Origin of the sequence: Pseudomonas sp. IT-P395, assembly GCF_949767675.1 — a bacterium.
GTDB lineage: Bacteria > Pseudomonadota > Gammaproteobacteria > Pseudomonadales > Pseudomonadaceae > Aquipseudomonas.
The window spans coordinates 94,620-107,076 of the sequence record NZ_CATKPW010000014.1; the positions used below are offsets into that span (position 1 = coordinate 94,620).

Annotated in this window: 14 protein-coding genes and 1 tRNA gene; 5 read left to right on the forward strand and 10 right to left on the reverse strand. The window is 56.6% G+C overall.

Annotation, left to right across the window (positions count from 1 at the left end):
• The first annotated feature begins 237 nt into the window (after positions 1 to 237).
• Both ACM6IN_RS13445 and ACM6IN_RS13450 read left to right on the forward strand, forming a co-directional pair.
• The gene (locus ACM6IN_RS13445; protein ID WP_414916185.1) at positions 238 to 1,074 is read left to right on the forward strand and encodes an FkbM family methyltransferase; all 837 of its coding nucleotides are present in this window, start codon (positions 238 to 240) and stop codon (positions 1,072 to 1,074) included.
• A gap of 75 nt (positions 1,075 to 1,149) precedes the next feature.
• Positions 1,150 to 1,225: transfer RNA gene (locus ACM6IN_RS13450), tRNA-Thr, on the forward strand.
• Positions 1,226 to 1,305: 80 nt separating this feature from the next.
• On the opposite strand, the gene ACM6IN_RS13455 is transcribed toward ACM6IN_RS13450, so the two are convergent.
• Together ACM6IN_RS13455 and ACM6IN_RS13460 are read right to left on the reverse strand one after the other, a co-directional pair.
• Positions 1,306 to 1,590, reverse strand: a complete 285-nt coding sequence (locus tag ACM6IN_RS13455) for a helix-turn-helix domain-containing protein (RefSeq protein ID WP_007909144.1) — start codon at positions 1,588 to 1,590, stop codon at positions 1,306 to 1,308.
• On the reverse strand, positions 1,580 to 1,897 hold the full coding sequence (locus tag ACM6IN_RS13460; protein ID WP_414916186.1) for a transcriptional regulator: 318 nt from the start codon (positions 1,895 to 1,897) through the stop codon (positions 1,580 to 1,582). The genes ACM6IN_RS13455 and ACM6IN_RS13460 overlap by 11 nt, the downstream gene beginning before the upstream one ends.
• 483 nt (positions 1,898 to 2,380) lie before the next feature.
• Between ACM6IN_RS13460 and ACM6IN_RS13465 the strand changes: the two genes are divergently transcribed.
• The gene (locus ACM6IN_RS13465; protein WP_414916187.1) at positions 2,381 to 2,662 is read left to right on the forward strand and encodes a DUF3077 domain-containing protein; all 282 of its coding nucleotides are present in this window, start codon (positions 2,381 to 2,383) and stop codon (positions 2,660 to 2,662) included.
• Positions 2,663 to 2,705: 43 nt separating this feature from the next.
• On the opposite strand, the gene ACM6IN_RS13470 is transcribed toward ACM6IN_RS13465, so the two are convergent.
• Positions 2,706 to 3,371: an RES family NAD+ phosphorylase gene (locus ACM6IN_RS13470; protein WP_007909135.1), complete on the reverse strand. Its 666-nt coding sequence runs from the start codon at positions 3,369 to 3,371 to the stop codon at positions 2,706 to 2,708.
• An 11-nt stretch (positions 3,372 to 3,382) separates the two neighbouring features.
• On the reverse strand, positions 3,383 to 3,790 hold the full coding sequence (locus tag ACM6IN_RS13475; protein WP_095113951.1) for an MbcA/ParS/Xre antitoxin family protein: 408 nt from the start codon (positions 3,788 to 3,790) through the stop codon (positions 3,383 to 3,385).
• 697 nt (positions 3,791 to 4,487) lie between these two features.
• On the opposite strand from ACM6IN_RS13475, the gene ACM6IN_RS13480 reads away from it, so the two are divergent.
• Entirely contained in the window at positions 4,488 to 5,414 is a 927-nt protein-coding gene (locus ACM6IN_RS13480; protein ID WP_007909129.1) for a LysR family transcriptional regulator, read from the forward strand.
• Here the strand turns inward: ACM6IN_RS13480 and ACM6IN_RS13485 are convergent.
• The 6 genes from ACM6IN_RS13485 to ACM6IN_RS13510 all read right to left on the reverse strand — a co-directional run bounded on the left by ACM6IN_RS13485 (position 5,331) and on the right by ACM6IN_RS13510 (position 10,028).
• Positions 5,331 to 5,648, reverse strand: a complete 318-nt coding sequence (locus ACM6IN_RS13485) for an AzlD domain-containing protein (protein ID WP_007909127.1) — start codon at positions 5,646 to 5,648, stop codon at positions 5,331 to 5,333. The two genes, ACM6IN_RS13480 and ACM6IN_RS13485, sit on opposite strands and share 84 nt — an antisense overlap.
• Positions 5,627 to 6,343 carry an AzlC family ABC transporter permease gene (locus tag ACM6IN_RS13490; RefSeq protein WP_007909125.1) on the reverse strand — a complete coding sequence of 239 codons (717 nt, stop codon included), beginning with the start codon at positions 6,341 to 6,343 and terminating at the stop codon, positions 5,627 to 5,629. The genes ACM6IN_RS13485 and ACM6IN_RS13490 overlap by 22 nt, the downstream gene beginning before the upstream one ends.
• Entirely contained in the window at positions 6,340 to 6,717 is a 378-nt protein-coding gene (locus tag ACM6IN_RS13495; protein ID WP_007909123.1) for a GNAT family N-acetyltransferase, read from the reverse strand. Before ACM6IN_RS13495 ends, ACM6IN_RS13490 begins: the two co-directional genes overlap by 4 nt.
• Positions 6,718 to 6,796: 79 nt before the next feature.
• Entirely contained in the window at positions 6,797 to 7,543 is a 747-nt protein-coding gene (locus tag ACM6IN_RS13500) for a 2OG-Fe dioxygenase family protein (RefSeq protein ID WP_007909122.1), read from the reverse strand.
• 232 nt (positions 7,544 to 7,775) lie between these two features.
• Positions 7,776 to 9,062 (reverse strand): OprD family porin, encoded by a 1,287-nt coding sequence (locus tag ACM6IN_RS13505; protein ID WP_007909120.1) that lies wholly within the window; start codon positions 9,060 to 9,062, stop codon positions 7,776 to 7,778.
• A gap of 297 nt (positions 9,063 to 9,359) precedes the next feature.
• On the reverse strand, positions 9,360 to 10,028 hold the full coding sequence (locus ACM6IN_RS13510; RefSeq protein WP_095113950.1) for a DsbA family protein: 669 nt from the start codon (positions 10,026 to 10,028) through the stop codon (positions 9,360 to 9,362).
• A 254-nt stretch (positions 10,029 to 10,282) separates the two neighbouring features.
• On the opposite strand from ACM6IN_RS13510, the gene ACM6IN_RS13515 reads away from it, so the two are divergent.
• On the forward strand, positions 10,283 to 12,376 hold the full coding sequence (locus ACM6IN_RS13515; RefSeq protein WP_414916188.1) for a TonB-dependent receptor: 2,094 nt from the start codon (positions 10,283 to 10,285) through the stop codon (positions 12,374 to 12,376).
• Positions 12,377 to 12,457: the final 81 nt, after the last annotated feature.

Consider the following 12,457-nt stretch of genomic DNA (forward strand, 5'->3'; position numbering starts at 1 on the left):
AAAAACCAATAAAACAGGGATTTGCGAACAAAATGAGAACGCGTCCACAAATAACTGCCTAAGCATGGTCTCGTGCCAGCCCGTTGTGCATAAGCCGTCAATCAAAACGACATAACCGCCGAAATTCACCGGTCCGAAGCGAATAATTGCGGCGTGTCGCCAGCCTTGCTATACAAGTCCACAGCGTGCCGCCAGCGCGTCTCCAAACAAGAACAATCAGACCGACAGGAAGCGCCCGTGACGTTCATTTCTTATGCGCAAAATTTTGAAGACGTCCGCTTGTGGCGCGCGCTTAAACAGTTCGAGCACGGTTTCTACATCGACGTCGGCGCCAACGACCCCAGCCACGACTCTGTCACCAGAGCCTTCTACGACCACGGCTGGCACGGCGTTAATGTCGAGCCGATGCAAAACTACTACGACGCGCTCTGCCAACAACGCCCGCGCGACGCCACCGTCCAATGCATCGCCAGCGACCAACCCGGCGAAACGACCTTCTACGGCATTCCCGGCACAGGCCTCTCCACCGCCGACCCCGCCGTCGCCCAGCAACGCAAAGACCTCGGCATGAACGTGCAGAGCCTCACGGTCAAGGCTCGCACGCTGACCTCGATCTGCGAACAATACGCCGCCGACCGCCCGATCCATTTCCTCAAAATCGACGTGGAAGGCCACGAAGAAACCGTTCTGCGTGGCATGGACTTCAGTCGCTTCCGCCCTTGGGTCATCGTCGTCGAAACCCCATGGCTGCGCGATCACAAGTGGGAACACCTGATCACCGACGCAGGCTATCAATCGATCCTGTTCGACGGCCTCAACACCTGGTTCCTCGCCGACGAACACCACAACCTCAAACCCGCGTTCGACATCCCGCCGTGCAACCTCGACAACTTCCAACTGTGCAAAGGCCACGCCTTCGCTCACCCGATCAGCGCCAGCGAAGTCGACACCGCCCAACAACTGGCCAACGCTCTGCAACGCGCCGAACAGGCCGAAGCGCAACTGGCGGCCCTGCAAAACAGCCGCACATTGAAGGCGCTGCAAACGCTGCGAAATGTGCTGCGCAGGGCTTGATTTGCAAAGATGCAAAAATAGTCAGAATTCAGGGGTTTACAGAAATTATCCAGTCGCTATAATCGTCGCCCACACGCCGGTATAGCTCAGTTGGTAGAGCAACTGACTTGTAATCAGTAGGTCCCGGGTTCGACTCCTGGTGCCGGCACCATACAAAACGAAGCCTCTGCAGAAATGCAGGGGCTTTGTTGTTTTCTGTAGCAGAAGTCTGCCCAAAGGTTTTAAGTGGTATCAAGCAGGATGCAGATCCCGCAAAACTTCCGGATGCTGGCGGGCAACCCTCAGGAGAGTTTGCGCCGCCCCCGTCGGCTGCCGGCGACCCTGCTCCCAATCCTGCAAAGTCCGCAGACTCACACCGATCAGTTTGGCAAACGCACTTTGAGAAACGCCCACTTTGGCACGCGCTTCTGCTGCCGCAGAGAGCGGCACTTGAGTCACGCGCGCAGCCTTTCCAGCCTTCATCTGACGTACAGATTCCAGCAAGTCCTGCTGGAATTGCTCCAGTTCATCGACCATCGCTGATTTCCTCCTTCAGTTGCTTAAGGAAGGCTACGGGCAAGTTGTCGAGCTTTGCCTTGGTGTAGGCAATGAGCAACCAAATCGAGCCTTCAGAAAGCGTGTTGTAATAAATGACACGTGTACCGCCTCGCTTACCTATGCCGGTGCGAGTCCACCGCACCTTGCGCAAACCTCCACTGCCAGGCACGACATCACCAGCCAGAGGATTTGCAGCAAGCCAATTTATGAATTCATGGCGCTCACCATCGACCCATATGGCGTCTGCATAGCGCTTGAACATTTCCGTTTCGATGATTGTATACATGAACCTGACTATACGGCTACGCCGTACAAACAAACCATAAACGTTTATAGGGACAGATCGACGAAATGCATGGCGCGAAGCCTTGTGAAATCTGTTGTAACGACAAGCCACTACTAGCCACCGTTGCTCATTCGCCCCTCGCAAAGCTACCGTTCAGTTCGTCGCTGCCTATTCAGCGACCGGGCCTGAGAACCCGCGTAAGATACAGGCGCACCAGCGCCCCAAATCACGATTGCCGGCGCTTTTTTGTGCCCGCATCCACGTGTAATGGCGGCTGTGCGTGGGAGACCTTCGGGTCTGCCGGGTTCCTGTATCTCCGGTTTCTCAGCCTGCGCATAGCTGCCACCCTTTCGCCTGAGAACGAAAATGGCGGCTCTCATTTGATACAGGGAGTTCACAAATGAATGCCATTGATCCATCAGCAATTCACAGAGCTGCAGAAACGGTCACCTCACGACACTTCCTTACGGCAGGTGAAGCGAAATGACCGACTACCTCCATTTGAAAACCCCAGGCCTCACGCACTTTTCCTTCCAGGCCAATCAAGCGCTGTTCCGCACCAATCGTGGCGTTCCAGTGATCGCCGCTCTCTCGCACGCCTCACATTTACTTCACATTTCCAAGCTACTGACCGCAGATTCCACAGTCTCGCGCGACCCTGATCTTCACTCTTATGCCTCGCAGTATTTGCAGGAATTGAGCAAAGCGCTGATCGATGATGTGGTGAAAGTGATGGATGCGCCGCCGGACAAGCCGTTGATGTAAACGCCGGTTTCAGGCCCTCGCCGATGCGAGGGCTTTTTGCGTTTCAGACCTGACTGATCTCAAGCACAAACGAAATCTTCTGCTGACTCGCACTCCACACATAGCGCAAATGCTTGCCCTGCTTCGGAATGGATACCGCTGGAGGTCTAAACGCGGCGACACATTCGTGGCCCGGCAAGCGAACGCTGTTGTAGAGAAGCCCCCACGACTCGGTTTCGCGCAGTTGACGGGCGAATAGCTGAGACGGCCCGTAAGCCTCCGGATCCGGATTGTGCAGCTCGGGGTGAACGTGGCGAATATCGTGTAGCGGTTTAACCACCCGATTGACGTAAGTCCGCATGGTCAACTCGAGATCCGCTTCCCGAGTCGCCGCAAGAAATCGCTCCTGGTGATAACAGGTCTCGGCGATGGCCGCAGCCTGACTGCTCGCAGCGTAGTAAACGCCGAAGGTGCCGTCACAGAAACGACTGCGTTTGCCAATATGAGTAAACGCAGCCATCACCGGAGTCGAGCCGGGGCCAGAGAGTCGGTCTTCGGGTCGCACTCGGGCAAGTACCCCGGCCTGCTCGATCAGACGATCATTGGTCAGCGCTTCAATTGCGTAAGCAACTTCCAGATCTTCGGGATCGAGCACGTCTTCGAACAACGCAATCGGCGGGAAGCTGCTGTTGACGATCCGATAGGCTCGCGTCCACGCCACATCAACCAAATCGGGCGCCTTCAACCGCGTACCCCATCGAGATAGCGACGCACATCGGCGATGTCGATCACTCTCCCCGCCAGCATGTAATCCAATGCAGTTTGCCCGTTGAACGGCGCCGCTGTGTTTGGACTGCTAACCCACGTATAGGCGCGCTCACGGTTATTGCTGAAGATGATGCTCAACGCCTTGTGAATGCCCATCAGGTAGGAGATGCGCTCAAGGGTGTCGTTAGGCAGACGTATGTTCGGCAGGTGTTTGTATTTGTAGAACGTGGTGTTACCAACGCCGCCGAGTAATGTGCGTTGCTGCTCTGCGCTGCAGCCCCAACGCTCCATAAGGTTGAAGAAGAACTTCAGCGCAACGCGGCCGGCTTCGGGGGCGTCGAGTTGTTCGCGTGGAGTGAGGGCTGGGGATGAGGTAGTCATTGAGCCTCTCCAGATTTGTCTTGCTTTGATACTAGTACATATACGAATAAATCGATAAAAAAGCTCCGTAAGCGTATTACTGGTTACCACATTCCCCATTGATTGGGATTCGGATATGACCGGATTTGAGCATTTCGTCGACCGAATCGAACCGCTGCCGAATAGTTCGTGCTTCCAACATGGCTTGGGCAGTCTTGTCCGTAGGAATTCGTGCAATGGACGGTTGCTCTTGAATTTCAATAACGTGATGAAGCCTGTTGCCAACTTGGCACTCCATATCGGCCGCTTCTTTTGATGCAATCACTTCGCTTACCTCACACAGATCTGTAGCCACATAGGCATGATGCCTCCCCACTGCTACTTCATCTGCTTTGACGGGTCGCCGCTATCAGCTCGGTCGCAAGTTCGCCTAAGACGCATCCACGTATTTCGCAGGCCAAAACCACTAACGTTGTCAGCCGTTTCCCCGTGAAAAATCGCCGCTACGCACCAAAACCAAGCACTTTTTTTGACCCCCATCACCCCCACGTCACTAAAAACCCCGATCCTGTGTCAGCCTCCAGCCATCGGCGGGGGCATCAATTCGCTACTAAACCCGCGACAACTATGCTCAGGTACAGGAATATAGCCAGCATATGGCGCCTGACCGGCAGTCTCGTAAACAACAATACCCAGCCCACTTCAGAGGGCATTACCCATGGATAGCAGAACCTTACGCAACCTCATGCGCATCGTGCAGACCGGCTCTTTGTCGGCCGCAGCCGAGCATTCGTGCCTGACCGTGCAGGCGCTGGCCGCGCAGTTGAACAAGGTCGAAGAGCAGTTCGGTTTCCGCTTGTTTCGACGTTCCAACAAAGGGCTGACGCTGACGCCGCAGGGCACTGAGCTGACGCCTTATATGGACAAAGTGCTGATTGCCACACGACAGATGGAAGAAAAGGTCGAGGCGCTGAAAGTGCCGGGGCAGCGGACGTTGAAGGTTGCGTTGAACAACACCTTATCAACTGACTTCAACCGGCGAATGATCGGGCGCCTGATCGAGGTGTTTCCCGATTATCAGATGGAGTTCAGCTACGCCGAGTCGATGGAAAACCTCAGCAAGCTGAAGAATGAAGACTTCGACCTGGCGGTGCTGATCGGTCCGCAGCGGCCGGGTTTGCCGAGCATTGTCTTGCCGGATGTGCAGGTGCAGGTGGTCGGTGCGCATTGCGGTCAGGAGAATGATCCGCTGACCTTGCTGGGCAACAAGTTCCAGGTACGTCCTGCAGAAGATTGTCCGTATTCCCACAGCTTTTTGCGTTTTCTCGACGCCGGGCTGGGCAATCACGAGAACGGTCAGCGCATGGTCTATTCGTGCAGCGAGACCCTGACGCTGTCGCTGATCACGCAGATGGACGCGGTCGGCATGGTTTCGCGTGAGGCCGCGCAAAAGAACGGCCTGACGATTTTCCCCGGGTTCGAGGATTTCCTCGAAGTGCGCCTGGCAGTGAACAATCCTGAATTGTCCAATCAGGCGTTGAGCGACGTCGTCGATCTGCCGTTACATGAACGAGCCGAGCGCAATGTACGCAGCCGTCCCAACCGCCACACTGAGAAAGAGGTTTTTGCTGAAATACGCACATAGCAACGTCGGAATCGCGGCATAGAATTCCGGGCGATCGAGCTGTATGTGCTGATCCTTGATCAATAAGGGTGTCAGGCTGATCGCAGCGACGATCGCCACCGGCAGGTATTCCAGCGCCCGCGCAATAAACGGCGGCCAGTGCTCGGTGTTGACTTGCAGGGGCAAGGCGCGTGGCAGGAAAGTCACGGCCATCATCAGCGCGACCACCAGAATCAGGAACGTTTGGTCAGGCATACACCCACTCCGCAGCCCACAAACGTGGCGATAAACACATTGAACGGCGAACTGCCGACCAGGCTCAGCGCGCCCATGCACAGCACGGCAGCAGCGGCGGCGATGAGTTTGTTGCGCGTGTTGCACAGCGACACCAGCACGTAGAGCATCATTGCCGTCAGTGCGTAGTCGAGCTGATATTTGATCAGGTGCGCCGCGTACTGCGCGCAAACCGCGCCAAGCAAACCGCCGAGCACCCACGAGGTGTGGCAGAACAGATTGAAGCCGATCAGATAACGCACATTGACCGGCGCACCCGTGCCGAGTTTAACGCTGTGGAAAGCGAAGGATTCGTCCGTCAGGCCACCGGCGTAAGCCCAACGCTCCATGCGACTCAAGCCGAGTGCGCGCAGGGCCTTGGCCATGTACACCGACATCAGCATGTGCCGCGCGTTGATCAGGAACGTGGTCAGTACGATGGTGGTCAGCGACGCTCCACTTGAGATCAGCGCCAATGCGGCGAATTGCGAAGCGCCGGCATACACGAACAAACACATCGCCACCGGCAGCCACATCGGCAAGCCTGCGTTGACGGCCATCAGCCCGAACACGAATGACACCGTGAAGTAGCCGGCGACGACCGGGCTGGCTTCGGCAAACGTGCGCGATGGCTGATGGGCAGCCATCAGCGGCGCACTGCCGGACGTTTCATTCATAGATCCCTCTCAAATGTCCGTTCGCCATGAGGCTCGCAAAAACCCTGGGCAGTCCAGAATCGCTTGCCCGCGAGGTTAGCATCGTCAACGAACAGAAACATCCGCAACACACCGACACGCTTCATGTCGGAAGACGCCGCTTCAACCAGACGTTGACCGACGCCCTGGCTGCGATAGCGCGGGCTGACGGCCAGATGATTGATGGTGCCGCGACTGCCGAGCATGCCGCCGAGCACCGCGCCGACGATTTCGCCGGCGATGTCGAAGGCGAGATAGGCCGTGGTGGTTTTCTGGATCAGCACGCCGCGCAGGCACTTGGCGTCCTGCCATTCGCAGAAGGACACTTCGTCGAACTGGCGGAAGAAGCGCTCCATGCGCTGCGCATCCTTGGCCGTGGCGCGTCGCAGCACCACCGGCGTCGAGCATTCGACGCCATCGATTGGGGTGATCTGATTAGCGAACAATGTCGAAAGCGGTCCCGGGCCGCGAGAAGGAAATCGCCAGAATCTGCCGGTACGCCATCGCATGAGTGTGCGGGTTGCGGGCCGGGGTCACGTAGTGGCGCATATCGCGATCGAGGAAGTAGGTGGTGTCGAGAATTTCCTGGTAAGTGGTCGACGCCAGTTGATGCTCGTGGATGTCGTACAGACGACTCTCCGCACCCTCGACGTTATTGCGGCCCCAGAAGTGCACACCGCTGAACGGATAGCCGTCGCAGTGAATGCCTTCAGGGGTGATTTCCAGTTGTTTGCCGGGTTTGATCTCGATGCGGATCTGATGGATCTGGCACTGCCAGATTTCATCGTGCAGCTCTTCCGGCAGTACGCTTTTGTACACTTCGAAATCGGTGTCGATCAGGCTGCGCATCACCGGTGAAGTAATCACTTCGTCGGAGAAGTCCTGAAAGTGTCGCACGAGGCCGCCGACATAGGCGTTGTTCTCTTTCGACTGCACGTAGGCGCGATGTTCGAGTTGCTTGAGCTCGCGGGTTTTCGGGTTGTACTCAAAGTCGCTGTAACGACGGTAACGCATGCCGGCTTCGGCCTGACCGTAGTAACTGTCAGGCTCCATGTTTTCCCAACTTTTGGTCAGTCTGACGAAGTCGGCAAAATGACCGTAGAGATTGAAGTCACCACCCTGGACGTTGACATATTTGTCGCGCCGTAGCGATTCGCCCACTTCTCTGTTCAAAACGATCATTACCAAATTCTCCGCTGCGTTGAGCGGCCTAATCTATTAGGTGGAGAAATTGCGTCCATGAGAAAGAATTTCAGGCATTTAAAGCCCTGTTTGAAACGGCGTTTACAGCCACTTAAAAACAACTTTTACATGACAAAAACACAGGTTTTTTCCGGTTTTCATCGAAAAACCGTCGAAAAAAAACCCCGAACCAGTCGGGGTTTTTCTCATGTTTCTTACACTTGATCAGGCATCAGAAGATGTTGATCGGGTAGTCCACGAATACACGCAGTTCGTTACCGCTGACGTTGTACTCGCTGGATTTCTGCGAAACACGCAGGATCGAGCTGCGCAATTTCACGCTCAGGTCTTTGGCCGGGCCAGACTGCACGACGTATTTGAACTGGTTGAAGATCTCGCGCTCGGTGCCACCTTCGCTGGTGGAGGTGGTGATGTTGTCGCCACGCACGTAAGCGAAGTTGTAGCTCAGACCCGGTACGCCGAATGCGCCGAAATCCAGGCCATAGCCCAGCTGCCAGCTGCGTTCGTCTTCAGCGTTGAAGTCGGACCAGTAGGAGTTGGCCAGATAGATGGAGTTACCGCCGTCACCGACACGACCTTGATCTTTCTGGTAACCGCCGTAGGCGTAACCGAGGTTGCTGTCGCCGGTGGAACGCTGGTGCGCCACGGTGAACGAGTGCGGACCGGTAGCGAAGGTTGCGGCCAGGCTCCAGATCTTGTTGTCGTCGCCAGTTACCCCGTTTTCGCGGACATAAGAGTTGTCCAGCTTGGTGCGGTAACCGTTGAAGTCCAGGGTTAGCGACTGATCCTTGTTGAACGGCAACACGTAGTTGGCGTTCACGTATTGTTTCTTCAATACGTCTTCGACGTCGGACGCGTAGAGCGCGCCTTTGAAGTTTTCAGTGAACTGGTAGCTACCGCCCAACACGTTGATCGACTTCAGACCACCGCTGTCACGGCCTTCGTCGCTCTTGCGCGATTCGGCGGTGAAACGACCGGCGTTCAGTTCCAGGCCTTTGATCTCTTTAGAAGTGATCAGGGTACCGGTGTAGCTTTCCGGCAGCAGGCGCACATTGTCGTAGCTCAGCACTGGCAGGGCCGGCATCTGGTCGCCGTAGGTCAACACGGTGTTGGAGAAGCGGAACTTCACCGCGGCACCGCCCTTGGCTATGTCATGGTTCGCGCGACCGTCATTTTCCTGCTTGAAGAAATCGATACCACCGGCGCCGCTACGGCCCTTGCCGCCGTCCAGACGCAGTGCGTACAGACCGAAAGCGTCGACACCGACACCCACGGTGCCTTGGGTGAAGCCGGACGAGAACGTACCGATGGCCGCTTGGCCCCACTCGGCTTTGTCTTTGTTGCCGTCTTTGTAATCACGATTGATGTAGGCATTGCGCAGCAGCACTTTGAGGCTGCTGTCTTCAACAAAACCCTTGGACTCGGCCTGGTCGTTAGCCATGGCCTGAGTGGCGCTCAACATCCCCAGTGCGATCAGACTGATTCGCTTGTTCAACATTTTGTTTTCCTTATTACGGGTTGAAACGCGCTGTGTCGAACGGCGGAAACGGCGCTTTTGCACTCTTTTATTCACCCCGAAACAAAAAGGCCCGCCCACGATAACGTGATGGCGGGCCTGCTCCTTATTTTGAGTCATGGCGGTTGGCCACAGGCGTTGGGCCGAATCGTAGCCGCGCCCTGAACAATGTGTCAATTTCAAGAATCGTCTTTAAATAGGTAAAAATCGTCTAAGAAACGTAAATTTTGCGCTGACTCCTTGCTGGGAAATGCACACAGCCAGTGAATCCAGTGCGTATCAGGCGCAACCATCAATAGAACAGAATGCAGAAGATTTACCGCTTTCATCGAGGACGATTGCCTGTTGTAACCAATCGGCAAATGCCTGCGGCTTGCCCAGCCACGGACTAATGTCGATCAATTGGAATGTGCCATCCTGCTCCAGAGCCATGGTCGGAAAACCCTGGCCGCCCAATTGCGCCAAAAACTGGCGACTGGCTTTTACGTGCCTCTCGCTATCAACGGACTCAAACGCAATGTGGAAATCGTCCTGCGCATAGCCCATCTGCATCGCCAATTCCAACAGCACGGCTGAATCGGCAATGCGTCGCCCTTCCACATAGTGCGCGCTCTGCAACCGCCCCAACATGCGCAGACCGCCTCGGTCGATGGCTTCGGCCGCCATCACCGCAGCAATCGGTGGCGTCGAATCGAACACGGCCGATTGATCTCGCAGCAAACCGTCGAAATAGGCCTCGCCGAAAGGCTGGCCTGTGTACTCGGCAATGCGTCGGTCGTGGGGCATGACGTAATTGCGCAGTTGTGGCGAAACGCGCTGGCGATTGGCGCCACTCATCATTCCCCCGGCATGCGCGATCACTGGCAGCACTGCCTGCGCCGCTTCCACCAGCGGCTTGGCGCCGTAACACCAGCCGCATAACGGGTCGTAGACGTAATGAAGGATCATGGGAAAACTCCGGCAAAAAGTGAGGGAAATCGATGGCGGCAGATTAGTGCCCGCACTCTTGCGGAAAAACGCCAGAATGGCTTTCAGTCTGTTTCATGAATCGGTCGAATTGCGGTTCAAGCAGATTGTGTCGAATGCGACACAAATTGAAACAATCAGATCAGGGAACTTATAAGGAATAATTAACGGAAGTAAATGCAAAGCATTACCATTCGCGCGATCGAATTCTTCCACCCTTTCGGATGCGCTGTTAAATGCCTGCCCCGTTCCGTCTTACGCCCGTCACCCTTGGGCTTTCTGTTTTTCTGTCCAGTGGTTTTGCCTACTCCGCGACCGAGTTACCCGCCACCGCGATCAGCGCCGAAGCGCAAGCCGATGACCCGCGCGTGAAGCTCAGCAACACCGCAACCCGCACCTCAACCCCGGTGCGCTACGTGCCGCAGGCGATCGATTCGATCAAGACCGCGAACGTCGCCAACTACGGCACCAATGATATCGGCGACGCGTTGAGCGGCATGCCCAACGTCAGCAGCAGCGCCGACACCCGTTTCGACAGCCTGCGCATTCGCGGTTTCGATGCCAGCAACGATTTCTATCTCGACGGCATTCGCGACGACAGCCAATACAAGCGCGACCTGCACAACATCGAACGCGTCGAAGTGCTCAAAGGCCCGGCCGCCGTGCTGTACGGTCGGGGCAGTCAGGGCGGGATCGTCAACCGCGTGAGCAAAATGCCCGAGTTCGGCCGTCGCTCGACCATCGAAGCCCAGGGTGGCAGCGAAGATTTGCGCAGTCTTTACGCCGACCTCAGCACCGACCCGAGCGAAAACATCAGCCTGCGCCTGAACATGGGCAACATGGATGAAAACAGCTTCCGTGATGGCGTCAGCGGCAATCGTCAGTTGTTCGCACCGTCGATGAGCTGGCAACTGACGCCGGACCTGAACTGGTTGGTGCAATACGAATACAGCCGCTACAACCGCACGCCAGATCGCGGCATTCCCGGCGTCAACGGGCGCCCGGCCGATGTCGGTCGTGACACCACCTACGGCAACGATCACGATTTCATTGACGACAAGTCGCAATCGCTGCGCTCCAAACTCAGCTACGAGATCAACGACAACTGGCAACTGCGCCAGACCCTCGGCGTGTTCAAGCTCGACAGTGATTTCGACAACACCTACCTCACCGGTTACACCCCGGCGACCAACAAGGTCACGCGCCAGCACTGGCAGCAGGATCTGACCACCCGCAACGTCTATAACAACGTTGAACTCGAGGGCGGATTCGATACCTTCGGCCTAGAACATCGTCTGCTCACTGGCGTCGAGATCGGCAGTCAGCGCCGCGATCCGACGCTGTACAACGCCGCCACTGGCAGAACCCCGGGCGCGCAGCCCGTGCCATCGCTCGACCTCTACAACCCGAACCGCGATCTGCGCCACACAGGAGCCATGCAGGTTTCCAGCAGCAGCCACACCGAAGTCGAAAGCCGTGCGGTCTACGTGCAGGATCAACTGCGCCTGAACGATCAGTGGCAACTGCTTGGCGGTTTGCGTTACGACACCTTCGATATCGAGTCGACCAACAAGCTGCGTAACATCTCCGAAGACCGCGACAGCCACAGCACCAGCCCGCGCGTCGGCCTGGTCTGGACGCCGTTGCAGAACCACTCGTTCTACGCTTCGTGGTCGAAGACGTTTTCGCCCGTGGGTGGTGGCTTGATCGGCATCACCCCGGGTGCGGCCGGCAACACCAACGACCTCAGTCCTGAGCTGACCAAGCAGAAAGAAATCGGCGTGAAGAGCGACTGGTTCGACGATCGCCTCAGCACCACGCTGGCGATCTATGACCTGGAACTCTACAACCGCCGCACCACCGATCCAAACGACCCGACCCTGACCGTCATGTCCGGTCTGCAACGATCGCGCGGGATCGAGTTGACCGCCACCGGTAACATCGTCGGCAACTGGTACATGCGCGGTGGTGTCGGTATGCAGGATGCGAAGATCGAGAAGGACAACAACGGCCTGGAAGGCAAACGCATCAACAACGTCGCCAAGCACAACGGCAGCCTGTTCCTGACCTGGAAACCGGAGATGGGCTGGTACGGTGAAACCGGTCTGACCCTGGTTGGCCAACGCTATGCCGATAACGCCAACACCACCGTGCTGCCGGGTTATGGTCGCTGGGATGCACTGGTCGGTTACCGCTTCAAGGATTGGGATTTGCGCACGGCGCTGAACAACATCACCGATCGTGAGTACTACGCATCGGCAACCAGCCAGTATCAGATTCAACCGGGTGCGCCGCGTAGCGTCGTGATGACCGGCACCTACAGCTTCTGATTTCACACAAATCCCTGTGGGAGCGAGCCTGCTCGCGAATGCGGTGGATCAGGTTACGACGATGTCGACTGACCCGACGCT

What these genes read in the sequence shown, in the direction of transcription:
- ACM6IN_RS13495 (WP_007909123.1), bottom strand. Translation starts at nt 6,717, where the DNA reads ATGGAGCGCTTCTTCCGCCAGTTCGACGAAGTGTCCTTCTGCGAATGG.
- ACM6IN_RS13515 (WP_414916188.1), top strand. Translation starts at nt 10,283, where the DNA reads ATGCCTGCCCCGTTCCGTCTTACGCCCGTCACCCTTGGGCTTTCTGTT.
- ACM6IN_RS13460 (WP_414916186.1), bottom strand. Translation starts at nt 1,897, where the DNA reads ATGTATACAATCATCGAAACGGAAATGTTCAAGCGCTATGCAGACGCC.
- ACM6IN_RS13490 (WP_007909125.1), bottom strand. Translation starts at nt 6,343, where the DNA reads ATGAATGAAACGTCCGGCAGTGCGCCGCTGATGGCTGCCCATCAGCCA.
- ACM6IN_RS13485 (WP_007909127.1), bottom strand. Translation starts at nt 5,648, where the DNA reads ATGCCTGACCAAACGTTCCTGATTCTGGTGGTCGCGCTGATGATGGCC.
- ACM6IN_RS13465 (WP_414916187.1), top strand. Translation starts at nt 2,381, where the DNA reads ATGACCGACTACCTCCATTTGAAAACCCCAGGCCTCACGCACTTTTCC.
- ACM6IN_RS13455 (WP_007909144.1), bottom strand. Translation starts at nt 1,590, where the DNA reads ATGGTCGATGAACTGGAGCAATTCCAGCAGGACTTGCTGGAATCTGTA.
- ACM6IN_RS13500 (WP_007909122.1), bottom strand. Translation starts at nt 7,543, where the DNA reads ATGATCGTTTTGAACAGAGAAGTGGGCGAATCGCTACGGCGCGACAAA.
- ACM6IN_RS13505 (WP_007909120.1), bottom strand. Translation starts at nt 9,062, where the DNA reads ATGTTGAACAAGCGAATCAGTCTGATCGCACTGGGGATGTTGAGCGCC.
- ACM6IN_RS13510 (WP_095113950.1), bottom strand. Translation starts at nt 10,028, where the DNA reads ATGATCCTTCATTACGTCTACGACCCGTTATGCGGCTGGTGTTACGGC.
- ACM6IN_RS13480 (WP_007909129.1), top strand. Translation starts at nt 4,488, where the DNA reads ATGGATAGCAGAACCTTACGCAACCTCATGCGCATCGTGCAGACCGGC.
- ACM6IN_RS13475 (WP_095113951.1), bottom strand. Translation starts at nt 3,790, where the DNA reads ATGACTACCTCATCCCCAGCCCTCACTCCACGCGAACAACTCGACGCC.